The sequence below is a fragment of the Salinispora pacifica DSM 45544 genome, assembly GCF_000378845.1.
Classification (GTDB): Bacteria; Actinomycetota; Actinomycetes; order Mycobacteriales; family Micromonosporaceae; genus Micromonospora; species Micromonospora pacifica.
Genome location: NZ_KB905359.1, coordinates 53620 through 75625 on the forward strand (window position 1 = coordinate 53620; position 22006 = coordinate 75625).

Genomic DNA, 22006 nt, shown 5'->3' on the forward strand with positions numbered 1-22006 from the left:
TGGTTCTCTCCTTGGGGATGGGTGTGGTGCGGGATGGAACAAGGGGCGGGGTCAGCCGGTGCCGGCGGCCTCGCGGCCCAGGTAGCGGTCGGCGGCGTCCAGCGGTGCCAGCCCGTCGACGTTGATGAGCTTGTCGATCGCTTCCACTCCCTCGTTGCCGAGGTGGAGGCCGCGTAGCCGTTCCAACGCCTCGGGGGCGATGACGTCCATGGCGCGGTTGGTGATGACCGGGCTCGCCGCGTCCACTCCGCCCAGCAGGCCCTTGGGCTCGGACAGCGGCCGCAGGCCGTGGAGCAGATTCAGATACTGTGGCCGCCAGAGCGGAATCACGAACCATTCGCGCTCGGCGATACCGCGCTCCACCCGGCTGACGAAGGAAGATTCGGTCCCCGGTTGGAACGCGTAGCCGTGCCGATCGAGACCGTATTCACGGACCATCTGGGCGGAGAAGCGGCTGATGCCGGCACCGGGATTGATGCCGTCGATGGTCCCGGTCATTCGGTCGGCCACGTCGGGGCGGGCCAGGTCGGCGACCTCGCCGACCGCGTCGGCCGGGACGTACGGGGGTACCGCCCAGACGCAGTACGGCTCGTAGTGCGCGGGCAGGACCTGCACCTGGTCGCGGTATGCGGACAGGTATTCCCCGTGGCTGGAGGGCAGCCAGGCCGAGACGAGCACATCGACCTCTCCTGTGGCCTGCAACTCGAAGAGCCGCTGGTGCGGTGCCTCGATGGTGCGTACTTCGTGCCCGGAATCCTCCAGAACGCGGCGGGTGACCGCGGCCGCGGCGCGGTGGAACGACAGCGAGATGTTCCCTACCATGAGCGCCGGCTGGCGAATGCCCGTGTCCATGCGAAATTCCCTGCCTTTCGCGTCGGGTGTTGTGAGAACCGGGAGGACCGGAGTTCCCCGCGGCGGAACCAGATTGCACCCACCACACGTCATGCGTCCAATGACAGGAAATTTTTGACTCGATAAGCTGAGTGCATGGCTACGCTTCGTCAGCTCGAATACTTCGTGACGATCGTCGACGAGGGGTCCTTCACCCAGGCTGCCGCCCTGCTCAACATCACCCAGCCCGGGCTGTCGCACCAGTTCCACGCCCTCGAGAAGGAGATGGGCGGCCGCCTCCTGGAACGCCTGCCCCGCGGCCTGCGGTTGACCGCCGCCGGTCGTGCGATGCTGCCGTCTGCCCGAGCGGCCCTGGCCGACGCCCGCCGGGCCGTCACCGCGGCCCGGCGTGCCACCGGGGTCGCCTCGGGGGAGCTTCAGCTGGCGACGCTCTACTCGGTGAGCTACGGCATTCTGCCCACGGCACTGGCGCTCTGGCGTGCCCGGCACCCAGATGTGCGCGTCACCCTCTTCGAGCACCGGCACACCACCGAACTCGCGGCCGCCATGGCGGACGGCGAGGCCGACATCGCCATCGGCCCGCCCCCGCCCAGTTGGGAGGGCCCCATCCGGCACCTGGGCGCGGAGGAGTTCTTCCTGGTCACCCACCCCGACGATCCCCTGGCCGAGGCCCCCGGCGGCAGGGTCCGCGTCGCCGACCTCGCCGAGCGGGAGTGGGTGCACTTCACCCCCGACAGCGGCCTGGCTGAGCTTCTCGACCGGGCCTGCGCCGAGGCGGGCTTCCAGCCCCGGATCACCGTGCGCACCCAGCAGGCGCCGTTTGCGGTTAACTTCGCCGCGGCCGGGCTGGGCCTGGCGCTCGTCCCTGGGAACACCGTTCCTCCCCATTTCGACGCGGCGCTGATCCGCCCGGACCCCGCGCTGCTGCGCCCCCTGACCGCGTACACCCGCAGCCAGCCCGACCCCATCACCCACGCCTTCCTCGACATGCTTGCCGAGGAGGTCCCCCTCACCCCCACCCATGTCCGCCAGCGCTTCCCCGCCCTGGACGTCGGGAGACCTTAGAGCCACCGGCGGTAGGCGGTGCGATGTTTGTGTCTGGTGAGCGACATGACGGCGGGTAGCTGGCGCCTTGGTAGGTCACGGCTGGTGACGATGATCGTTTCCGGGCGCAGGCGGGGGCCGACAGTCATGGCCGCGCGGTGCGGTGCGCAAGGACCTGGGCCTGGACGGCCCGTGCCCTGATGAGGTGCTCAGGGTTCGTACGGGTAACACCTGAGCGATTCGGTCCGGGGAACACCTGATTGATCTTGGTAGGGCGCATGGGCAGGGTGAAACCATGTCATCGCAACCGCCGTCGAAACGCTCGACCCGCCCCCAACTGTCGCGCCGCGCCGTGCTGACCGGGAGTTGTCTTGGTCTGCTCACCGCCGCCGGCGCTACGCTCTGGGGCGATCCGCCCTCAGCGGCCACGGTCAGCGATCCCGCGGTGGGCGCCATCCCCGAGGACCGGCTGTTACGGCCGTGGGGACGGTTACCCACCACGGCGCGTATCGGTACCGGAATCACGGTGGGGCCTACCGGGGAGATAGCTCTGCTGCACCGGGCGGGGACCGCGTTCGCCCACGACGCGGTCATCGACACGGACACGGTCGTCGTGCTGAACCCGCGCGACGGCACGGTGCGCCGGACCTGGGGAGCGGGACGGTTTCGTTCCCCTCACTCGATCACCGCCGACAGTGCGGGACGGTTTTGGGTCACCGACGTCAGTACCAACAAGATCACCACGTTCGACGCGGCGGGGCGGCAGGTCGGTGAACTGGGCCACGACTATCCCACCGGGCTGGAAACCTGCCTGCGAGTACGGAACGTCCTCAGCAACCTGCCGTGCACCCTCGACGAGTACATCTTCGCCCGCCCCACCGACGTGGCCGTGTCGGCCGACGGGTCCATCGTCGTCACCGATGGCTACCGTAACTCCCGGGTGGCCCGGTTCGACACGCACCGCGTGCTGACCCGCCAGTGGGGCGAACTCGGTGACCAGCCGGCACAATTCAACATTCCGCATGGGGTGGCCCTGGACAGCAATGGAGCTGTGTACGTCGCTGACCGGCGCAACGCGCGAGTGCAGGTCTTCAATGCCGACGGGTCGGTGCGGCACGTGTGGCACAGCAGCGCCCTGGGCCGTCCTTACGACGTCGCGATCGGTCCAGACGACGCGGTCTACGTCCTCGACGGCGGAGATCTCCTGGATGAGAACAACGGTGAGCAGCGCGGCTACGTTTGCCGGCTGTCGACCGCCGGGCAGGTCACCCACCGGTGGGCGCTAGCTGACCAGCGCGCCAACCCCCACCAACTCGCCATCGGTGTCCGGGGGGAGATATACGTGGCCGCTCTTGCCGGTGCCCCCCTGTGGCGATGGGCTTCCCAGTGAATAGTCTCGCGACGGCAGTAGGGGTTAACGGAGCCGGGTGGTGGGTTGCGTGTCCCAGCGATAGCGGGTCCGCGCTCGGTGCCCGCGGTGGAGATTACGGCACGCCTGGGAATCGAGCCGGATGAAGTCACCACCCGAGGCAGCCGTCACCCGGCTGATCCAGTGTTCCCGGCTGCACACTGCTGGAAGGTGGTCTGTCGAACGCCGAGCATGACTGTTGACGAGCAGATCGCATGCATCGTCGATCGATTGTTCGGGTACGCCCCACTGATCGGTGCGCTCGTGGCGGAACTTGACCGGGCGGATGGTGGTCCGGGGTCGGCAGTCCTTCAAGTCGTACGGGCTTTCGGGCACCCTGCAGGCGAACCGGAGGACCTCCCCGGGCCGATCGACGGACTGGAGAAGCTACCGGGACAGCATCAGTTGCTGGGCTGGCACCTTGACCGGCCGACGCTGGAGTTCCTGCGGCTCACGGGTGCCGAACTGGACATCGACGAGTATGCCTACGACTGGTGAGATGCGGGGTTAGCCGCCGGGAAGGTTGGACCCACTGAGCCACTGGTGGATTGCGGAGAAGTCCGTCTCGGTCAGGCCGACGGTCGGTTCGATGCGTGGCAGCAGTGCCGGTCCGGGGTAGCAGTCGGCGACCCATCGGCGGTCCCGTTCGGTTGTCTCGTCGTCGAGCCAGACGAAGGGGCGTCCATCAGCCCATTGGGCGAGGAGCGCGGTCTTCCAGTGCAAACCGTCGGTTCGTGTGTCATCGCTGTCAGGCCACTCGACGACGGGCAGATCCGGAAGCCCGAGCCGGGGCGAGACAACCTCGTTCGCCTTGGCCATCCAGGTGGTGGCCCAGACCAACTGGCAGTCCAGCTCAAGCAGTCGGCGCCCGTCATTCGAGTCAAGCCGATCGAGCAGCGGGTTGCCGCTATCGCTTGGGCAAGCCGTACGACTGCCAGGGCGGGCCTTGAACGGGATGAGCGTTCCGTCGACGTCCAGAAAGATCAGGGGGCGCTCATCGAGGTCGGGCAGCACGATCAGATCATATCGATGTCATCTGCAGGGGGTGTTCGGATGTCGGCCACGCTGCTGATGGGGCGTCGGGTGTAGGCCTCAGCGCTAATCTCCGAAGTCAAACGCGAAGGTGCCATCCTCGATACGGCCGATGAACTCGCCGACCTCATCAGCTTGCCGGATGGCGTCGTCCCAGCCGGTGCTGCTGATGTCCGCCAGCAGGACCGGTGCGGGATCGCTGCGCAGGTCGAGCAGGAGATATTCGCGGGATCAGTCGCCGCCGATGATTGCGAGTCCGGGGTGGGATTTGTTGCTCTGCTTCCATGCGTGGTGTTGCTCAAGCATTTCGTGTGGTGTGTTGAGCCGCACATAGGACTCTGTTCTCGTCCACCCTCGGCGAAACCAGGACGGGCCTTGCAGATATGCCCGCCATCGGGCTGGCAACGCTGCCCCGAGTGCATGCTCTGCGTCGGTGAATTCCTGGTCGCTCACGGGACCGCGGTAGTCGGCCTCTTCGACCTGACCCAGGACGGTTGCGCTGTGTTGGTCCAGCACGGTGAGCAGGCGTACCTGGACGGCGGCCAGTCCGGCGCCTCGCAACGTTTTGCCGTCCACGCTGTATAGCGGCCGGCCCGAGCGTGGTGCGGTCCAGGACGCCAGTACCCACCGGCCGACCGCCTCGTCCCGGGCATCGGCGTCGAGACCGGCGTGGAGCGGTATTGCCCCACCGATCCTCCCGATCATGCTCTGCGCAGTACGAGCAGGTCCAGGGCGTCGATCACCGGTCCGGTCTCGGTGAGCGCTGCCTGGCGTAGGCGGTGTACGCCGTTGTCGTACTCCTCGTCGGTGATCAGTTGCAGCGGGGTGTGTGCCGCTCGGCGCAGGGTGCGCGCTGCTTCGTGTAGCGATGCGGCGGTGATCTGCGGGATCTGCTCCCGGCTGACGGTGGAGAACCCTTCACCGGCGAAGGCTGCTTCGACCTGGGCGACGCTCGGGTAGGTGTCCAGAACCCGAATCGCCTCGGGAAAGTAGCGGAACAGCGTGATCGCTTCGTGCCGGCCGGCGAACGCGGACCGGATCAGGACCAGCGCACCGGGGCGCAGGACGCGGCGTAGTTCGCGGGCTGTGGCGTTCAGGTCGGGCACGTGGTGGATGACGGTGGAGATCCAGGCGGCGTCGGCGCTCGCATCGGTGAGCGGGATGTCGGTGTCGTCGCCGGCGAGGACGGGTTGGTATACCGACCGTTCACGCATCGCCGCTGACGGCTCGACTGCGGTTACCTCGATGCCGGGGAACCAGGAGGAGAACGCCTTGGCCCAGCTACCTGTGCCGGAGCCCAGGTCCACCAGCCGCAGGCCCGGTCGCGGGTCCAGGTGCCGGGCCACAGCTGCCCGCCACTCGTCGGCCTCCTGGTCGCCGAGGTGCCGGGTCGAGGCGAACGCACCCGCCTCCGTGCGGTCGTATGCGATGCGAGCCATGTCGATGAGCAAACCGCGGCAACAGTGCCTGCGACAAGGAGACCGGCTGTGACAGTTCACATACGCCAGTTCCGATGGAGCGACTACGACGCGTGTGGTCGCGGTGTGGACAGCCGCGGGTCGTGACGTCCTGCCCCGCGCTGAGCTGGAAGCCAAACTGACCCGCGACCCGGAGCTGTTTCTGGTTACCGAGTTGGGTGGCGAGGCGGTGGCCATGACCATGAAAACATTTGACGGGCGGCGGGGCTGGATCCTGCGACTCGCTGTGCACCCGGCCTGCCGCCGGAAGGGCGTCGCCGCCCGGCTGGTGGATGAACTGGAGAGCCGCTTTCGGCAGTTGGACTGCCCGAGGGTGAACCTGCTCGTCATGCCGGACAACGCCGCCGGGTTGCAGTTTTGGCAGTCACGCGGCTACCTGCCGCTGCCGGACGTGCTGTGCTCCAAGTCGATGCTGGCAGGCAGGAGCTGACCCCCGGCCGAAGGCCGGCGGCTTCCGGTCAGCTGACGCCGTACTTCGACCACTGATCCCGCGGCGGCGCTTGCCGAAGCCGTAGACATTTCGGGTTTGCCGTGGTTGGCCCGCCATCGACAACCGGCTCGCGGTGGGCGAAGGGCGATGCCCTTCGGCAGCAACCGAGCCTGCTGGGCTGTGGTCGGCGCCCCGGAGGCCAACTATGACAAAGATTTACACAAAAGTATTTGAGCTGCTACGGTCGATGCATGTCACCTGGATCGAGCCGGCGACTCAAGAACGTCGCCGAGCTACGGATGCTCACCCATCCGTTGCGGCTACGGTTGTTTACGCGCTGACCGCAGCAGAGGAGGCGACCGCGTCCCGGCTCGCCGAGTTGGTTGACGAGTCGCTCTCGTTGGTCAGCTATCACCTGCGGGAACTGGCCGCGCACGGGTTCATCGAGGAGGCGCCGCGCCGCTCCGGTGATCGGCGGGAGCGCTGGTGGCGCAAGACCCACGAGGGTTTCAACTTCGCGGGGTCGGAGTTCGCCGGGGATCCGCAGGCCCGGGGCGTGGCGGTCGCGGCCAAACGCCAGCTACTGGCCCATCAGATCAGCCGCCTCGAACGGTGGATCGACGAGGACGACGCCTGGGGCGAGGCGTGGACCGACGCCTCGCTCGCCAGCGAGTCGTTGCTTCGGCTCACGGCGCCAGAGCTGGCCGAGCTGAGCGCGGAGCTGACGGCGGTGGCGCGGAAGTGGGCTGAGCGCGGGCGAGCCGGCGCCGAGGACCGACCCGACGCGCCCGCCCGGAAACACGTTCTGATGTTCATGCACGCCTTCCCGTTCCAGCCGTGACGCGGGAGGCGGTCGCGGTCCGACAACCGCCTCCCTACCGGGATGGGAACGTTCGGCGCTGGCTCGCGGGTTTCGGCGTGTCGCTGGTAGGCGATCAGGTCTATTTCGTGGCGTTGGCTTGGACCGCTGCCGAGGTCGCCGGCGCCGGTGGAGCCGGATTGGTCCTGGCCACCGCGTCGGTGTCCCGGCTGGTGCTACTCCTACTGGGCGGGGCGGTGGTGGACCGATGGGGTGCGCGGCGGCTGATGCTCGGCAGCGACGCGCTGCGCTGCGCGGTGATGGCCGCTGCGGCGGTGGCCACAGCCACCACCGAACCAGCCCTCGCGGTGCTGATCGTGGTGGCGCTGGTGTTCGGGGCGGTGGACGCGGTGTTCCTGCCCGCCGTCGGGGCGCTGCCGCCGTACCTGGTGTCGGCGGAGCACCTCGCCCGGCTGCAAGGCATGCGGATGGCGTTGGCGCGGGGCGCGATCGTTGCTGGTGCGCCGCTCGGCGGGGCGGTCGTGGCCACGGCCGGGATCGCGGCGGCGTTCGCGCTCAACGCGCTCACCTTCGCCGTTTCGGTGCTCGCCCTCGCCACAGTCCGGCTTCGCCCCGGCCTAGTCGCCAAGCCCGCCGAGGAAACCGGCCGAGCACGGGGGATGGGGAGAGAGGTCCGGGCCGGGCTGGCTGTGGCCGCGCGATCGCCGCTGCTGCGCACGATTCTGCTCGTCTCGGCAGTCGCCGAGTTGGGCTTCACCGGCCCGTTCAATGTGGGCATCGCGCTGCTGGCCCAGGAACGCGGTTGGGGCGCTGCGGGGGTCGGTCTGCTCGTCGGCGGCTTCGGTATCGGTGCCGCAACGGCCGCGGTGGTGGTTTCGGTGCTCGGCCACCTTCCCCGAGCTGGCCTGCTCGTTGGCCCGCTCGCCGTGCTGACCGGGGTTGCGCTCGCCGCTGTCGGTTCTGCCCCAACCCGGCTGTGGGCGGTCGCCGCGTCGTTACTGCTCGGCGTAGGCGTCGGTCTGGCCGGCACGCTCGGGACGGCCCTGCTGCAGGCGCACACACCGCCGCAGTATCTGGGCCGGGTGATGAGTCTGAGTAGCCTGGCCGGCTTTGGCGGCATTCCGGTCAGCTACGCGATCACCGGTTTGGTCACCGGGCTATGGGGGCCGGCGGCGGCGTTCTTGGGCGGGGCTGCGCTCGCGGGAACTGCCGGGCTCGTTGCTCTCTCGAGCCCGGCACTGCGCCGCGCCGTGCTCTCCGCCGCGCACCGCCACGTTTAGCCGAAAGTAAACAGGCCGGCTGGAGGATCCCTGTCAAGGTCTCGCCGGATCTCGGAAAAACTGCAGGTCAAAGGCGTGATGCGGGGGCTGTCGATGGTTGTGACGAGCAATCGAGAGCTCAACCATCGGCTACTGGTGCGGCCCGTCGATCGCCGATTAGCGTGAAGGTCGAGCCGGGTCATATCTGGGATGCCCGATGAGTCGGAAGGTGCGCGAAATGGCCACCAACGAGTTCCGCGAGGGACCTCGTGTCAGTACTGATAGTGGCGGTGGACAGACGGTTCTGATGGCTCCCCTGTCCGACCGGCTCGCCTTGTTCCTGGGCCTGCCCGGGTTGGTGCTCCTGGTCGGGCTCTCCCTTCCGCCGCTGGCTCGGTGGATGTTGAGCTGGGAGACGGCACTGCCGCTCAAACCGATCTTTTGGCTCGTTGGCGGGATCGACAGGCCGTGGGAGGTTGCCGTGAACCTCGCCATCTGGCTGGTGCTCGCGGTGGTGACGGCGTTCGTCGTGGTGAGTGAGTCGCTGCGGGTAACGATCGACGATGCCGAGCTGCGGGTGACGAAGGACGACGACACCCGTATCTTCGCCCGCGACCAGGTGTCGGCGGTGTTCCTGGATGGCAAGAAGCTCGTGGTGCTCGACAAGCGGTCGTGCCAGCTGGTCCGGGACCGACACCAGGCGCCGAAGGCGACAATCGCCGCGGGGTTCCGCCAGCACGGCTACCCCTGGCACGACCACGATCCGTACGCTGACCTCTTCCGCTCCTGGGCAGCCGCCACCCCGGAACTGCCGGCCGCGGCCAACGACGTGCTCGCGGCCCGGCAGTCGGCGCTGAAGAACAAGGCGCACCGCGAGATCCACGCCCTGAGCGCGGCGCTGGAAAAGATGGGGTACGTCATTCGGGACGAGGGTGTGCATCAGTTCTGGCGCCCGCTCGTCCGGTCGTGACCGTTCCCCGTCCGGCCACTTCGGTCCGGGACCGCCTCGCCGACCTCGCGCTGATGGCGGTCTCGGCGCTGGGCGCGCTGGCCATCGCCGGTGAGGCCGAGCAACGTGGCCAGCTCACCGGGGATGCGCTGAACGCGGCATTTGGCCTGGCGGTGCTCGGCACCGTCACACTGTGGTTCCGGCGGCGGTATCCGGTCGCCGTCACGGTGGTGCTCGCCCTGCTGCTCACCGTCACCGATCTGGTGATCGTCGCGGTGTTGATCGCCGTCTACACGGTAAGCGCGCTCCGCAGCTGGTCCACCACGGCGGCGACGTTCGGGGCGAGCCTGTTGATCTACGTCCCCTACTCGGTACTGTTTCCGGCTCCCGAACTGAGCGCCTTCAACACCAATATGATCTACGTGGCGTTGATGTCGCTCGTGCTGGCAGCGGGCAGCACCACGCGGGCCCGGTACGAGGCGATCGCTGGGTTGTACGAGCGGGCCGAGCGGGCCGAGATCGAGGCGCAGGAGCGGGCTGAGCAGTTGCGCGTGCAGGAACGGCAGCGGATTGCTGGAGAGATGCACGACGTACTGGCGCACCGTATCTCGCTGGTGAGCCTGCAGGCCGGCGCGCTGGAGGTCCGTTCCGATCTGCCGTCCGGCGTCGCTGAGTCCGTGACGGGCATTCGGCTGCAGTCGCATCGGGCGCTCGAGGATCTCCGGGAGATCCTCGGCGTGCTGCGTGCCGGCACCGACACCGACGGGCTGCGCCCGCAGCCCGGAATAGCCGATCTTGCCCGGCTCGTCGCCGAGGCGCGGGCCGCCGGCACTGAGATCTGCATTGACTTTCGAGCTACCGGCGATCCATCCGAACACGTCGGCCGGACGATCTATCGGTTGGTTCAGGAGGGCTTGACGAATGCGCGTAAGCACGCGCAGGGCAGGCCCGTCGAGATTCTGCTGGAGCGCGCCGGCGCCCGGGAGGTCCGGGTCCGGCTGCGCAACGCCCCGGCCAGCCCGGGTGGCACACCGGTTCCCGGCAGCCACTCCGGTCTCGTCGGGCTGGCGGAGCGGGTCGCGCTGGCCGGTGGCCGACTGTCGTACGGCATGCGGCGTGTTCCGGAAGGGGGCGTCGTGTTCCAGGTGGAGGCGTGGCTACCGTGGTCGGCGTGATCAAGGTGCTGGTCGTGGACGACGACGCGCTGGTTCGGGTCGGACTGTCGGCCGTGCTCAGCGCGGCCGAGGACATCGAGGTGGTGGCGGAGGCGGCGGACGGTGCCGACGCGGTCGCTGCCGCCCGGCGGCTACGCCCGGACGTGGTGCTGATGGACATTCGGATGCCGGGTCTGGACGGCCTGTCCGCCACCGCGGCGGTGCGATCGCTCGACGACCCGCCAGCGGTGATCGTGCTGACCACTTTCAACACCGACGACCATATCCTGCGGGCGCTGCGGGCGGGAGCCAATGGGTTCCTGCTCAAGGACATGCCACCGCGGCAGATCCAGGATTCGGTGCGGGCCGTGACGGCGGGGGAGCCGATGCTCTCCCCGGCCGTCGTCGAGCGACTGATCGACTACGTTGTCCAGGTGGCGGACGACGACGAGCGCCGGGACCAGGTGAAGGTCGCCCGGGCCGCGTTGGCGCACCTGACCGACCGGGAACGGGAGGTCGCCAAGGGGGTGGCCGCGGGCCAGTCGAACGCTGAGATCAGTGGCGACCTGTTCATGAGCGTGGCGACGGTCAAGGTGTACGTCTCCCGGATCATGGCGAAGCTGGACTGTGCGAACCGTGTGCAGGTGGCGATCCTTGTTCACCAGGCTCGGGAGTGAGCGGCGAGACGGACGAGAGGGGCTGGAGTGAGCAGGACAGTGCCGGTCGGGTTTGGGGGCCGTTGGTTCTGGGCCTACGACGTCAGCCTGGGGATCTTGCTCCTGGAGGCCGCTCTGGTGCACGCGGAGACAGCGCCCGGGCAGCGCCCACCACGGGCTGACGTGGTGGTGGAAGACCTCCGCACCCAGGTGCGGGTCGGCTCCAGCCGTTTCTTCGCCTTGGACCCTGATGAGTGGGACACCGAGCAGCGCGACTACGCCCGTTCGATTGTCGCGGCGGCAGGACGCCGGCTTCGTGGGTCTGGGATCGTCACATCTGCGGAGGCCGCTCAGCGCTACCTGATCGACGATGAGCCCTACTTCCTGCGGGGGCATGAGCAGATAGCCGGCGATGTGGTCGCTGATCTCGCCGAGGCGGTCGAGAGTTTGATCCGGGATCAGCTACCGGCGGTGCCTTCGGCCGATCGGCACTGGTTCTACGGCGTAGCGGGTGGTCCACGTGTGCTGTGAGGGCAGCCCATCGAGTGTTGGTAGACCGGCAGGCAAGTAGGTCGTCAGGTTCCCGCGTCGGGTGGGATGAGCCCCAGCGACATCGCCTTGGTCACTGCCGCCGTGCGGTCGGAGACGCCGAGTTTCGCGAACGCACGCAGCAGATGCGTCTTGACGGTGGCCTCGGTGATGGTCAGGGTTCGACCGATGTCCGGATTGGACATGCCGGCCGCCACGAGGCGCAGAACGTTGGCTTCGCGCGGGGACAGCGCGTCCTGCTTCGGGTGCCGCATCCGGTTCAGCAGCCGGGTTGCGACCTTCGGTGACAGTACCGTCTCGCCCCGAGCGGCCGCCCGGATGGCACCGAGCAGGTCGGCGCGCGAGGAGTCCTTGAGGAGATACCCGGTGGCGCCCGCCTCGACGGCTCGCAGCACGTCCGCGTCGGACTCGTACGTCGTGAGCACCAGGACCCGCGTGTCCGGTGCCACCGTGCGTAGTTGGCTGGTGGCGCCCACGCCGTCGAGGCCAGGCAGGCGGAGGTCCATCAACACCACATCCGGGCGCAGGGCCCGCGCCGACGTGAGCGCCTCGGCCCCGGAGGCGGCCTCGCCGACGACGGCGATGTCCGGCTCACCGTCGAGCATGCCGCGGACACCGGCCCGTACGACCGGATGGTCGTCCACCAGCAGCACCGAGATCACCGGACCGGTACCTCGACCCGGACCAGGGTGCCCGAACCGAGTTCGGAGCTCACCGTCACCGTGCCGGACATCTGCTGGACGCGACTGCGCATCGCTGCCAACCCATAGCCTCCCGATTGCGCCGTCGTGGCCCGACCGCACCCGTCGTCCTGCGTCTCCAGTACCAACGACCCGTCGTGGTGCTCCAGCCGTACGACCACCGCGTTGGCCCGGGCGTGCTTGCGGACGTTCGTGAGTGACTCCTGCGCCGTACGCAGCAGCACCACCTCGAGCGCCTTGGGCAGCGGCGGTCCGGTGACGTCGGCGGCGAACTCCGCGTGCAGGCCGGTCTCCGATCGGAAGCGGTCAACGAGCCGGCGCAGCGCCTGCGCCAGCGAGGAGTCGTCGAGCGCGGCCGGCGTGAGCGCTCCGACCAGCGCCCGCGCCTCGGTCAGATTGTCGCGAGCGGTGTCCATCGCCAGGGCCAGGTGCCGCCGCGCCTTCCCGGGTGATCGTTCGAGGTCGGCCTCGGCCGCCTGCATCAACATCAGCACGCTGGACAGCCCCTGCGCGATGGTGTCGTGGATGTCTGCGGCGAGGCGCTGCCGCTCGGCGTTCACGCCGTCCTCGTGGCTGAGCCGTGCCACCTCCGCGCGGCTGGCCTCGAGTGCGCGGATCAGCTCGGCGCGGTCGTCGTTCTGGTCCGAGACGTGGCTGAACCAGGTACCGCACACCACCGAGACGACCACCGTCATCATCGCCACCCACAGCGGCGCCTCGAGCAGGGCGACCAGATCACGCGAGACGGCGAAGACCACCGCCAGGTAGCTGACGTTGACTGTCATCACCGCGATGAACGCCCGCCGGCGCGGCAGGATGACGTACGCCTGCGGGCACAGCATGGCCAGCAGCAGTGACACACCGTTGGCCATCGCCACACCGGCGGCGAACAACCCGGTGGCGCCGGCGAAGTAGGCGTAGCCGCGCCAGGTGGCGCCACCCCCGCCGGAGAGCACGCGCCGCCACGCGGCGTACCAGACGAGTGCCACGGCGATCGTGGCCACCGCCCCGGCGCGGGCCGCGACCGGTCGGTTCGTGGACCCCAGGACGAGGGCAGCGGTGGCGACGGCGATGAAGACGTAGTAGATCTCCCACACCACGTCGCTGGTCCACCATCCACCACCCGCGCCAGAGCGGGGGGTCGGACCTGTTGTGGAGCGGGTGCCGGGGATCACCCGTCCCTGCGTCCCCGCCAGCGAAACGTCGTGCGGCACAGTAGGAGACCTCCGATGCACCACGCGCCCAGGACCACCGCCGTTCTGGCATGCTCCCACGACATCACGACCTCCTGGGTGAGGATGGTGTCCGGCAGCAGGGCCGAACGGAAGCCCTGGGCCATCCACTTCAGCGGGAACAGCGAGCCCACCGTGAGCAGCGGCTCGGGCAATGCGCTGATCGGCGTGTAGAAGATGCCAGAGATGAACGACAGCGCGATGTAGGGCAGGTTCATCACCGCGCCGGCGCTGCGCTCCGAGCTGGCCAGGCTGCTCGCCGCGATGCCGAGGAACGTGCATCCGGTGACACCGAGCACGAACACCCAGGCGAAGGTCAACCAGCGCGACGGGTCGGTCGGCATCGTGACGTCGAACATCAGCACACCGATTCCGAACAGGACGACAACCTCGGCGACCGTCACGACGAGCATCATGATGACCTTGCCGAGAAAGTAGGCCGCGGCGGGCGTCGGCGCACCGCGTAGCCGCTTCAGCGTGCCGTCCGCCCGGTCGGCGGCGACACTGATACCGAGATTGACGAATGTGGTGGAGGCGACGCCGGCGGCGACCATGCTGGGCACGAGATACTGCGCCGAGGTGACGCTGCTGCCCTCGTACACCCCGCTGATCAGTGCGCCGAGCAGCGCGAGCAAGACGGCCGGCAGGGCGAACGTGAACACGACGGCGTCGCGCTCCCGGAAGAAGGCCTTGAGCTCGACAATGCCGCGGTGCAGGCCGAGGTAGGCGACCGACGGCCCACGGCGCGCGCCGGCGGTCGGTGCGGTGGTCATCGGTCGCTCCCGGTGAGGGCCAGGTAGACATCTTCGAGGCTTTGCCGGGTCACGGTGAGGCCCGGCACGGTCCCGCCGTGGCGGCTGGTGAGGTCGGCGACGAGCGGACCAGGATCCGATGTGTGCTCGGTGCGGCGCACACCGTCGTCGTCCCAGGAGACGGTGACCTCGGCACCGGCCCGTCCACCGAGCGTCGCCGGGTCCCCCACGGCGACGATCTTGCCTGCGGCGACGACCGCGACCCGGTTGGCGAGCGCCTCGGCCTCGTCGAGATAGTGCGTGGTGAGCAGGACGGTGGTGCCGTGCTCGGCGGCCAGCGAGCGGATCAGGCTCCAGAACTGCCGGCGTGCCCGGGGGTCGAAGCCGGTAGTCGGCTCGTCCAGGAACAGCAACTTCGGGTTGCCGATGACGCCGACCGCGACGTCGAGCCGACGCCGCTGGCCGCCGGAGAGCGTGCGCACCCGCGCCCGCGTCTTCTCGCTCAGTCCGACGGAATCGATCACCTGATCGGGGTCCCCGGCGTCGGGGTAGTACCGGGCGAAGTGCCGAACCGTCTCACCGACGGTGAGCTCGGACAGGTCGGCGACGTCCTGCAAAACGATGCCGATGCCGTACCGCCAGCTCCGTGGAGCCTGCTGCGGGTCAACGCCCAGGACGGACACCTCGCCCTCATCCCGGCGGCGGTAGCCTTCGAGGATCTCCACCGTCGTCGTCTTGCCGGCGCCATTCGGGCCGAGCAGCGCGAAGATCTCACCGGGGACGATGTCGAGGTCGATTCCGTCGACCGCCGGGTTGTTCCCATAGCATTTGCGCAGGCCCCGCACTCGTGCGGCGAGCGATTCGGTCATGCTTCCAGGGTCTTGTCGCCGCAGTCCGTATGGGACGACCACCCGACTGAATTCCGTTGTCCACCGATCGATGGACAACGGGATTCAGCCGGCACCACAACGAGGCTAGCCGCGGCGCGCTCCAGGAACTCGGCTGTGCGGTCTTGGCGAGACCTCGGCGAGGATTCGTGCCAGCTCGGCGGGACGGGTAATCATTGGCCAGTGTCCAGAGTCGATGTCTATCAGGTCAACGTGCTTGGCTCGGGCTAGCTCGGGTATGTCTCCCGCATCAATCGACTCTTGTGCAGCGGCGGGCGTGAACTCCGGGCACACCACCATGATCGGGACGTTGAATCGCCGTTCGTCCGTTAGCCGCACAACGCCCTTGGCCACGCGCTCGGGAACCGGGATCGCCGCCGCTGCGAAGGCCTGCCGGGCCTGCTCATCCAGGTCGGCCGCGTCCGCCCCGTCGAACGGTTCCCAACCCGGGAACGGCATGACGCCGTCGTTGATCTCGAAGAAGTCAGCGTACGGCCGCCCGTCGTCGGAGGGGACCCCGCCGATCAGAACAACCTTGGCCACGCGCTCGGGCCGCGCGTCGGCCGCCATCCAAGCCAGGGTGCAGGCGGCGGAGTGCCCCACCACCACGGACTTGCCAGGATCACTGTCGACGACGGCCAGCACCGCGGCCAGCTGGTCGGCCAGCGTCGCCGCGCTGTTCCCGTCGCCCTGCCCCGGCAGGGTCACCGGTACCGCGCGGCGGCCTCTCTGGGCTAACTCGTGTCCGACGGTGTTCCACATCGACCCGTCGAGCCATAGGCCACCCAGGAGCACGATCTGCTCTGTAGTCATGGCAGCAACCTAACGGCGATTCCGGACGTTCTACTTCCGGTAATCTTTCGTTGTGCGAACCGGTCCGAGCCCTACCGCCCGAGCCCTACGCACACTCGAGATCCTGCAGGCACGTCCCGGCGTGACTGCCGATCACCTCGCCGCCCGGTTAGGGGTGACGGAGCGGGCCGCGCGACGCTACGTCGGGATCCTTCGTGAGGCCGGCATCCTGATCGAGTCGGTCCGCGGGCCTTATGGCGGCTACCGACTGGGCCGCGGCACCCGGCTACCGCCGGTCGTCTTCACCCAGGAACAGGCCCTCAGCCTGGTCATGGCTGTGCTCGACGGGCAGCCGACCGCGATCGACGCCGACGACCCCATCGGTTCGGCGCTCAGCAAGGTCATCCGGGCTCTGCCCGAGAGCGTCGGACGGCAGGCGGCGGCGCTGTGGGCGTACGTCTCGGCCACCCCGGATCGGCGATCAGCTCGCCCTGCCCCCGCCACCACAAGCGCCCTGGTCGCCGCCGTCGCCGACCGGCGCCGCGTCCTGGTCACCTACAGCGGCGAGAGCGGCGAGGAGCGGGACGCTGAGGTCGACCCGTGGGCCGTCGTCGTACGGTACGGACGTTGGTACCTGCTGGGCCACTCACACCGCGCGGGCGCGATTCGTACGTACCGTATCGATCGGATTCGGGTCGCTCGACAGTTGCCGCACAGCTATACGCCGCCCGACGCCCTGGATCCAGTCGCCATGCTTGAGGAGAAGCTCGGCACGGGCTGGGAGTACCCCACCCGTGTGGTGTTCCACGCGCCACGGGCGCAGGTGGCACCGTGGATCCGGCCGCCGATGGGCTGCCTCGAGCGCGACGGTGACCGCTGCGTCCTGGTCGGCAGCACCCGAAACCCCATGATGTACGCCCAGGAGTGGCTGGCCGCGGTCCCCTTTGACTTTTCAGTCGAGGAAGGCCCTGAACTACGCGCCGCCGTGGCCACACTCGCGGCCCGCTTCAGCACCGCGCTTTCACCTTCGCGGCCCGGCACCCAGCCCGGCGACTAGCGCTACCAGGAACGGAACAGGTCAGTTGACAGGGTCATGAGGTCGCCGATTGCGGCGAGGCCGGCGGTGTGGCCTTCTGTGGGTAAATTGTCTCGTGGCGGGCCAGCATGGCGACGAACTCGCCGATCTTGCGCTCGCGGGTCTGCGTCCGTTTGACGGCAGCAAGGCGTTGGATGAGGGCGAACCGGTTGGTCCTGGTGAGTACGTCGAACATGGCTTGGGCGGCAGGGTTGGCAGCGATGGCGGCGAGTAGGTCGTCCGGCACCTCGGCCTCCGACGGCGGGGCGTAGGCGGCCGCCCACCGCCCGTCTGCCTTGGCGGTTTCCACCGCAGCCCGGCCGGAGGGCATCATGCGCCCCTGTGCCTCCAGCCGGGCCACGTGGCCGACATTGCGTTGCGACCAGGAACTGCGGGGCCGGCGCGGGGTAAACCGGATCCAGGATGTCTCCTGATCCCGCTTCCGGCCCTGCCCGTCGATCCAGCCGAAGCAGAGGGCCTCATCAACCGCCTGCTGCCACGTCAACGTGGTGGCGGTGCCACCTCTCTTGGTCAGAACGAGCCAGACGCCCGGCGACGTGGCATGGTTGGCCGCCAACCACGTGCGCAGTGCCTCGGCATCCTCGACAATCAACTCGTCCAGTTCAGCGCTCGCCATGACGGCAGGCTAACCCGCCCCGCCGGGCCGCCAGCGCGTCGGCCACTCGTGGGACCATCGGGGCAGGGTGATCCCCCCACACGACTGACCGTTTGGTCGTCAGGGTTCACCTGTCGGTGCCCGGCCGCGGCTGCCTTCACCCATGTTTTCCGGGCTCCGGATGGTCGTCCGTGGCCATCCGCCTGCTGATTTCGGATGTCCGCAAACGCAGATCAGGCCCAGCTGTCGCGCCCTTGTCGCTCACTCGGATTGTGACGTGCGAGAGTGGCGGACGGGCGCAGAGTCGGTTCGACACGCACTGTCGTAAGAGCGGGGCGGGGCACACTGTGGAGCATGGCACCCGCGACGAGTTACTTGGCCGCCTGGCTGAGTCGGTCGAATCCGTCGCACTCGGGCACCCCACGCGGGTAGCTGTCGACGGACCGCCCGCCGCCGGCAAGACCAACCTCGCCGACGAGCTGGCCGTCGTCCTGCGCGACCAGGGCCGCGCTGTCATCCGCGCCACGATCGACGACTTCGTCGTTCCTCGGGCGCAGCGCTATCGACGGGGCGAGTACTCGGCCGAGGGCTGCTACCTCGACGCCCACGACCACGACGCGCTGACCCGGGTCCTGCTCGATCCGCTTGGCCCGGGCGGAGATCGACGCTTCCAACCCGCGGTCTACGACCACATCGCGGATTCCGTGCTGTCCCCACCGGTCATGACCGCCCCCGTCAACGCCGTGCTGGTCTTCGACGGCGTCTTCCTCCTACGCCCAGAATTGATCGATCGGTGGGACCTGCGCATCTTCGTGTCGACAGCCCTTGACAAGACCGTGGATCGTGCCGTGATCCGAGAAGGCCGGGTGTCGTCCCGGGCCGATGTCGAACGACGCTGGCGGGAGCGTTACATCCCCTCGCAACAGCTCTACTTCGCGAGGATTCGTCCGACCGACCACGTCGATGTCGTTGTACACAACGACGAGCCTCGGCTGCCGGCCTGGGAGACTCAAGCACGCTGACCCGTACTCGATGCGGCCATCAGCATGAACCGCGTTGGTCCAACCGGCCAGCGATGGTGGGCCCACCGGGTACGAGAGCAGGCGGTCCCAGCAGCGAGACGAGTAGGTCGGCCAGATGATCTCGACCGGCGCCGTCGTCCCTGGTGACCGGCGGGCAGCCGTCGGTGACGAGACAGCTGGATCGTCAATGCGGCACAGCAGCTTCCGCAATGGCTGACATGCTGGGGAACGTGTTGGAGACCTCGGCCCGCCTGCTCGAACTGCTGTCACTGCTCCAGCTCAAGCGGGACTGGACGAGCGCCGAACTCGCCGGTCGGCTGGAGGTGAGCACGAGGACGGTCCGCGCCGACGTCGCCAGACTGCGGTCGCTCGGCTATCCCGTGAACTCGCGCCCGGGCATCGCGGGTGGGTACCGGCTGGCCGCCGGCACGGCGATGCCCCCACTACTGCTCGACGACGACGAGGCGGTGGCGGTCGCGGTCGGGCTGGGTGCGGTCGCGACCCAGCGGCTCGGTGTCGAAGAGACATCGCTCACCGCGCTCGCGAAGCTGGAGCAGGTGCTGCCCGCACGCCTCCGTCGGCGCGTTGCGGCGGTACGGGAGGCGACGAGCGTTGTTCCGGGGGCGCGGCCGCCGCTGGACCTGTCGGTTCTCGGCGCGGTCGCTGCCGCGATCCGCGGCCATGAACGGCTTCGCTTCGGCTACACCAAGCCGGGCGGCAGCGAAGGGATTCGCCATGCCGAGCCGCAACGGCTGGTGAGCTGGGGGACGCTCTGGTACCTACTCGCCTGGGATCTCGACCGGGACGACTGGCGGGTCTTCCGGGTAGACCGCATGGTGGTGCACGCACCGACCGGCGTGCGGTTTCAGCCGCGGGCGATTCCGGCGGACGACATCGTCGAGTACGTCGTCGGACGGGTCAGCAAGGCGGCTTGGACGTACCGCGCCCGGGTACTCGTACATGCACCTGCCGCCAAGGTCGCCGCGAAGATCCGCATCCCGGTCGACATCGAGGTGGTTGACGAGTTCACCTGCCAGGTCGTGCTGGGCTCCGACCACCCCGACCGGCTCGCGTTGTGGCTGACACAGCTCGACCTCGACCTTGAGGTGATTGACGGAGACGAACTCGCGGTGGCGTTCGATCGCCTCGCGACGCGGTTCCGCCGCGCGGCGGGTGGCGTATCCACCGGCCGACGGGGACGACCGATGATGCGAGGGCAGCCTGCGTAAGTCGACCTTGGCGAGCTGGACGTTCGGGTCGCCCGCGCGGCCCGGAGCCGGCCGCCGGTGTCAGGCTTCCTCGGGCCACCGCGCGTCGCGGACCTTTCGGGTGGCGAGACCGGCGAGGGTGATGAGTCCCTGGATGCCGGCGACGAGGAGCACCGCGCGGGTCACATCGAGGTACTGCAGGGCCAGACCACCGACGAGGGAGCCGAGGGGGGAGCCGGCGCCGATGAGTGTGATCGTGGCCGAGACGGCCTGGCCACGGCGCTCGTCCGGGGTCTGGCGGAAGATCAGGATGTCCATCAGGATCTTGAGTGCGGGCAGGCCCAAGGCGGCCGCCACGAGCATCGCGAAGACCCACCAGGGGCCGAGCCGCAGGGCCAGCAGGCCGACGGCGCCCGTGGTCAGCGCGGACGCGCAGAGCAGGAGTACGCCGGGGGAGAGGTGCGTGTTGAGCCGCGGTACGAGGGCGGCGCCGGCGAGCATGCCGACGGCGCTGCCGCTCAGGGCGATACCGATCATCGCGGCGGAGGTGCCCTGCTCGCGCAGGCTGACGACGACCACGAGGATAGCGGCCGTGAGGCTGAGGTAGAAGACGCAGATCAGCAGCAGCGCTACCCGTAGGAGCTTGCTGCCGAGCACCTCACGTAGACCGGAGGAGACCGTGGCGAGGGGGCCCCACGCGCTGGTCGTCGAGGCCGGAGCGCTGGCGGGGGTCGGGCGCCGCACCTTCGGCACCCGGACGACGAGCGCGCACCCGAACGAGATCACGAAGCCGATCGTCGCTGCGACGAACGGGTAGGCCCGTGCGGCGACGAACAGCGCCCCGCCCAGTGGCGGTCCGGCGAGGGCCGCGACTCCACCACGCGCCTCGTCCTGGCTGAGAGCGAGGGTGAGCTGCTGCGGCGGGACGACCGCGCGGATCAGCAACATCCGGGCGGTGGCGCCGAACGCGGTGCCGGTGCCCAGGACGACGGCGACAGCCATCAGGTGGGCGACGGTGATCCGGTCAAGGACGAGGGCCACGATCACCAAGCCCAGCGCCAGTGCGCGGCTGGCCTCGGCGACCAGCAGGACGCGGCGCCGGTCCCAACGGTCAACCAGCACCCCGGCCGGGAGCCCGACGAGGACGATGGTGCCAACCTGGACGAAGCCGAACAGGCCAGCGAGGGCGGGAGAGCCGGTGAGCGTCAGGATGAGCAGGGGGTACGCCACCTCAACGGCCTCGAGGCCCAGGTTGGCGGCGCCCGCACCGGCCCAGAGCGCCTGGAAGCGCCAGTTGCGCCGGAGTGGTGTCGGGTGATCGGCCTTCTTTTCTCGCTCCGCTAAACGTTCACTCATTCGTGAATGCTAACGTTAGGGCTAACATCGGACCAGACCGTAAAGGGGAAGGTGGTCGATGGCCGCGCACGAAGACCAACCTGCGAGTGCCGACCGGGTCGAGAAGCCCGAGGTGGTACGGCAGGTCGATGACGTCGAGACCCTCAAGGCGCTCTCGGATCCGCTGCGCCTGAGCATCATGCGTGCCCTGATGGCAGACGTGCGGACCCCGAGGACCGTGAAACAGCTGGCCCACTCGCTCGAGCAGCCGCCGACCCGTCTCTACCGGCACATCAAGGTCCTGGAGGCGGCCGGGCTGATCCGGGTCGCCAGCACCCGCCTCGTCTCCGGGATTCAGGAGAGCCAGTACCAGGTCGCGCAGCTCGCGTTACGGCTCAGCCGCGACCTGGTGGTCGAGCCCGGCAACGCCAGCGAGGTGGCCAGGGCGTTCGCCGCCGCGTTGGACGACTCCCGGGGCCGGCTGATCAACGACATTCTGGCCGGGCGGCTCGGTCGGGAGTCGACAGCCGCCACCGACGCGGAGTCGCCAGGACCGATGCTGGTGACGGCCGACAAGATGGTGAGCCGGGAGCGGGCGGTGGAGTTCCGCGCCCGGCTCGACGCGCTCATGGAGGAGTTCAACCGGCCGGACTCCGCCGCCGAGGCGGACGTGCCAGTCAACTTCCTCATGATGTTCTGGTCACCCCGTGACCGGTGACGGCGGGCGCATCGACGGCTGGCACCACCCGCCGCAC

General features: G+C 68.8%; 24 protein-coding genes and 1 pseudogene. 14 read left to right on the top strand and 11 right to left on the bottom strand.

Going from position 1 to position 22006, the window contains the following annotated elements:
• Positions 1-51: 51 nt before the first annotated feature.
• A complete protein-coding gene (locus SALPAC3_RS0100135; RefSeq protein WP_018219229.1) occupies positions 52-852 on the bottom strand; it encodes a glycine betaine ABC transporter substrate-binding protein in 801 nt (266 codons plus the stop codon).
• Positions 853-987: 135 nt separating this feature from the next.
• Between SALPAC3_RS0100135 and SALPAC3_RS0100140 the strand changes: the two genes are divergently transcribed.
• The 3 genes from SALPAC3_RS0100140 to SALPAC3_RS0100150 all read left to right on the top strand — a co-directional run bounded on the left by SALPAC3_RS0100140 (position 988) and on the right by SALPAC3_RS0100150 (position 3802).
• Complete coding sequence (locus SALPAC3_RS0100140) at positions 988-1917, top strand: LysR family transcriptional regulator (protein ID WP_018219230.1); 930 nt, start codon at positions 988-990, stop codon at positions 1915-1917.
• 331 nt (positions 1918-2248) lie between these two features.
• On the top strand, positions 2249-3286 hold the full coding sequence (locus tag SALPAC3_RS0100145) for a peptidyl-alpha-hydroxyglycine alpha-amidating lyase family protein (protein ID WP_018219231.1): 1038 nt from the start codon (positions 2249-2251) through the stop codon (positions 3284-3286).
• Between the two features lie 87 nt (positions 3287-3373).
• A complete protein-coding gene (locus SALPAC3_RS0100150; protein WP_232430429.1) occupies positions 3374-3802 on the top strand; it encodes a DUF4279 domain-containing protein in 429 nt (142 codons plus the stop codon).
• A 9-nt stretch (positions 3803-3811) separates the two neighbouring features.
• On the opposite strand, the gene SALPAC3_RS0100155 is transcribed toward SALPAC3_RS0100150, so the two are convergent.
• The 3 genes from SALPAC3_RS0100155 to SALPAC3_RS0100165 form a co-directional block, all read right to left on the bottom strand.
• Positions 3812-4318 (bottom strand): HAD domain-containing protein, encoded by a 507-nt coding sequence (locus SALPAC3_RS0100155; protein WP_018219233.1) that lies wholly within the window; start codon positions 4316-4318, stop codon positions 3812-3814.
• Between the two features lie 249 nt (positions 4319-4567).
• Complete coding sequence (locus tag SALPAC3_RS27790; RefSeq protein WP_155254338.1) at positions 4568-4912, bottom strand: hypothetical protein; 345 nt, start codon at positions 4910-4912, stop codon at positions 4568-4570.
• A gap of 125 nt (positions 4913-5037) precedes the next feature.
• The gene (locus tag SALPAC3_RS0100165) at positions 5038-5775 is read right to left on the bottom strand and encodes a class I SAM-dependent methyltransferase (RefSeq protein WP_018219235.1); all 738 of its coding nucleotides are present in this window, start codon (positions 5773-5775) and stop codon (positions 5038-5040) included.
• Positions 5776-5878: 103 nt separating this feature from the next.
• On the opposite strand from SALPAC3_RS0100165, the gene SALPAC3_RS0100170 reads away from it, so the two are divergent.
• The 7 genes and pseudogenes from SALPAC3_RS0100170 to SALPAC3_RS0100200 all read left to right on the top strand — a co-directional run bounded on the left by SALPAC3_RS0100170 (position 5879) and on the right by SALPAC3_RS0100200 (position 11613).
• The gene (locus SALPAC3_RS0100170) at positions 5879-6244 is read left to right on the top strand and encodes a GNAT family N-acetyltransferase (protein ID WP_232430430.1); all 366 of its coding nucleotides are present in this window, start codon (positions 5879-5881) and stop codon (positions 6242-6244) included.
• Positions 6245-6495: 251 nt separating this feature from the next.
• Positions 6496-7085: pseudogene (locus tag SALPAC3_RS25180) on the top strand (helix-turn-helix domain-containing protein).
• Positions 7082-8344, top strand: coding sequence for an MFS transporter (locus SALPAC3_RS0100180; RefSeq protein ID WP_018219238.1), 1263 nt, complete (start codon positions 7082-7084; stop codon positions 8342-8344). Before SALPAC3_RS25180 ends, SALPAC3_RS0100180 begins: the two are co-directional and overlap by 4 nt.
• Positions 8345-8561: 217 nt before the next feature.
• Positions 8562-9293, top strand: coding sequence for a YqeB family protein (locus SALPAC3_RS0100185; RefSeq protein ID WP_018219239.1), 732 nt, complete (start codon positions 8562-8564; stop codon positions 9291-9293).
• The gene (locus SALPAC3_RS0100190; protein WP_018219240.1) at positions 9290-10447 is read left to right on the top strand and encodes a sensor histidine kinase; all 1158 of its coding nucleotides are present in this window, start codon (positions 9290-9292) and stop codon (positions 10445-10447) included. The genes SALPAC3_RS0100185 and SALPAC3_RS0100190 overlap by 4 nt, the downstream gene beginning before the upstream one ends.
• Complete coding sequence (locus tag SALPAC3_RS0100195; RefSeq protein ID WP_018219241.1) at positions 10435-11103, top strand: response regulator; 669 nt, start codon at positions 10435-10437, stop codon at positions 11101-11103. The genes SALPAC3_RS0100190 and SALPAC3_RS0100195 overlap by 13 nt, the downstream gene beginning before the upstream one ends.
• Positions 11104-11142: 39 nt before the next feature.
• Complete coding sequence (locus SALPAC3_RS0100200) at positions 11143-11613, top strand: hypothetical protein (RefSeq protein ID WP_018219242.1); 471 nt, start codon at positions 11143-11145, stop codon at positions 11611-11613.
• A 44-nt stretch (positions 11614-11657) separates the two neighbouring features.
• Here SALPAC3_RS0100200 and SALPAC3_RS0100205 read toward each other — a convergent pair whose 3' ends face one another.
• From SALPAC3_RS0100205 to SALPAC3_RS0100225, 5 genes are all read right to left on the bottom strand, one after another.
• Complete coding sequence (locus SALPAC3_RS0100205) at positions 11658-12293, bottom strand: response regulator (RefSeq protein WP_018219243.1); 636 nt, start codon at positions 12291-12293, stop codon at positions 11658-11660.
• Complete coding sequence (locus tag SALPAC3_RS0100210) at positions 12290-13546, bottom strand: sensor histidine kinase (RefSeq protein WP_026185109.1); 1257 nt, start codon at positions 13544-13546, stop codon at positions 12290-12292. Before SALPAC3_RS0100210 ends, SALPAC3_RS0100205 begins: the two co-directional genes overlap by 4 nt.
• The gene (locus SALPAC3_RS0100215) at positions 13504-14337 is read right to left on the bottom strand and encodes an ABC transporter permease (protein WP_018219245.1); all 834 of its coding nucleotides are present in this window, start codon (positions 14335-14337) and stop codon (positions 13504-13506) included. Before SALPAC3_RS0100215 ends, SALPAC3_RS0100210 begins: the two co-directional genes overlap by 43 nt.
• On the bottom strand, positions 14334-15185 hold the full coding sequence (locus SALPAC3_RS0100220) for an ABC transporter ATP-binding protein (protein ID WP_018219246.1): 852 nt from the start codon (positions 15183-15185) through the stop codon (positions 14334-14336). The genes SALPAC3_RS0100215 and SALPAC3_RS0100220 overlap by 4 nt, the downstream gene beginning before the upstream one ends.
• Before the next feature lie 105 nt (positions 15186-15290).
• On the bottom strand, positions 15291-16016 hold the full coding sequence (locus tag SALPAC3_RS0100225) for an alpha/beta fold hydrolase (RefSeq protein ID WP_018219247.1): 726 nt from the start codon (positions 16014-16016) through the stop codon (positions 15291-15293).
• A gap of 103 nt (positions 16017-16119) precedes the next feature.
• Between SALPAC3_RS0100225 and SALPAC3_RS0100230 the strand changes: the two genes are divergently transcribed.
• On the top strand, positions 16120-17052 hold the full coding sequence (locus SALPAC3_RS0100230; RefSeq protein ID WP_232430548.1) for a helix-turn-helix transcriptional regulator: 933 nt from the start codon (positions 16120-16122) through the stop codon (positions 17050-17052).
• Between the two features lie 34 nt (positions 17053-17086).
• Here SALPAC3_RS0100230 and SALPAC3_RS0100235 read toward each other — a convergent pair whose 3' ends face one another.
• Positions 17087-17707: a YdeI/OmpD-associated family protein gene (locus SALPAC3_RS0100235; RefSeq protein ID WP_018219249.1), complete on the bottom strand. Its 621-nt coding sequence runs from the start codon at positions 17705-17707 to the stop codon at positions 17087-17089.
• Between the two features lie 326 nt (positions 17708-18033).
• Here SALPAC3_RS0100235 and SALPAC3_RS0100240 point away from each other — a divergent pair, with 326 nt between their 5' ends.
• Positions 18034-18708 carry a nucleoside/nucleotide kinase family protein gene (locus SALPAC3_RS0100240; protein WP_018219250.1) on the top strand — a complete coding sequence of 225 codons (675 nt, stop codon included), beginning with the start codon at positions 18034-18036 and terminating at the stop codon, positions 18706-18708.
• A gap of 230 nt (positions 18709-18938) precedes the next feature.
• On the top strand, positions 18939-19937 hold the full coding sequence (locus SALPAC3_RS25185) for a helix-turn-helix transcriptional regulator (RefSeq protein WP_050563714.1): 999 nt from the start codon (positions 18939-18941) through the stop codon (positions 19935-19937).
• Between the two features lie 60 nt (positions 19938-19997).
• On the opposite strand, the gene SALPAC3_RS0100250 is transcribed toward SALPAC3_RS25185, so the two are convergent.
• Complete coding sequence (locus SALPAC3_RS0100250; RefSeq protein ID WP_018219252.1) at positions 19998-21272, bottom strand: MFS transporter; 1275 nt, start codon at positions 21270-21272, stop codon at positions 19998-20000.
• 58 nt (positions 21273-21330) lie between these two features.
• Between SALPAC3_RS0100250 and SALPAC3_RS0100255 the strand changes: the two genes are divergently transcribed.
• Entirely contained in the window at positions 21331-21969 is a 639-nt protein-coding gene (locus SALPAC3_RS0100255) for an ArsR/SmtB family transcription factor (RefSeq protein WP_018219253.1), read from the top strand.
• Positions 21970-22006 lie beyond the last annotated feature (37 nt).

Bases quoted from the DNA above. Each gene is read 5' to 3' on its own strand.
- SALPAC3_RS0100135 (WP_018219229.1), bottom strand. From the start codon at position 852: ATGGACACGGGCATTCGCCAGCCGGCGCTCATGGTAGGGAACATCTCG.
- SALPAC3_RS0100140 (WP_018219230.1), top strand. From the start codon at position 988: ATGGCTACGCTTCGTCAGCTCGAATACTTCGTGACGATCGTCGACGAG.
- SALPAC3_RS0100165 (WP_018219235.1), bottom strand. From the start codon at position 5,775: ATGGCTCGCATCGCATACGACCGCACGGAGGCGGGTGCGTTCGCCTCG.
- SALPAC3_RS0100185 (WP_018219239.1), top strand. From the start codon at position 8,562: ATGGCCACCAACGAGTTCCGCGAGGGACCTCGTGTCAGTACTGATAGT.
- SALPAC3_RS0100215 (WP_018219245.1), bottom strand. From the start codon at position 14,337: ATGACCACCGCACCGACCGCCGGCGCGCGCCGTGGGCCGTCGGTCGCC.
- SALPAC3_RS0100220 (WP_018219246.1), bottom strand. From the start codon at position 15,185: ATGACCGAATCGCTCGCCGCACGAGTGCGGGGCCTGCGCAAATGCTAT.
- SALPAC3_RS0100225 (WP_018219247.1), bottom strand. From the start codon at position 16,016: ATGACTACAGAGCAGATCGTGCTCCTGGGTGGCCTATGGCTCGACGGG.
- SALPAC3_RS0100235 (WP_018219249.1), bottom strand. From the start codon at position 17,707: ATGGCGAGCGCTGAACTGGACGAGTTGATTGTCGAGGATGCCGAGGCA.
- SALPAC3_RS0100250 (WP_018219252.1), bottom strand. From the start codon at position 21,272: ATGAGTGAACGTTTAGCGGAGCGAGAAAAGAAGGCCGATCACCCGACA.
- SALPAC3_RS0100255 (WP_018219253.1), top strand. From the start codon at position 21,331: ATGGCCGCGCACGAAGACCAACCTGCGAGTGCCGACCGGGTCGAGAAG.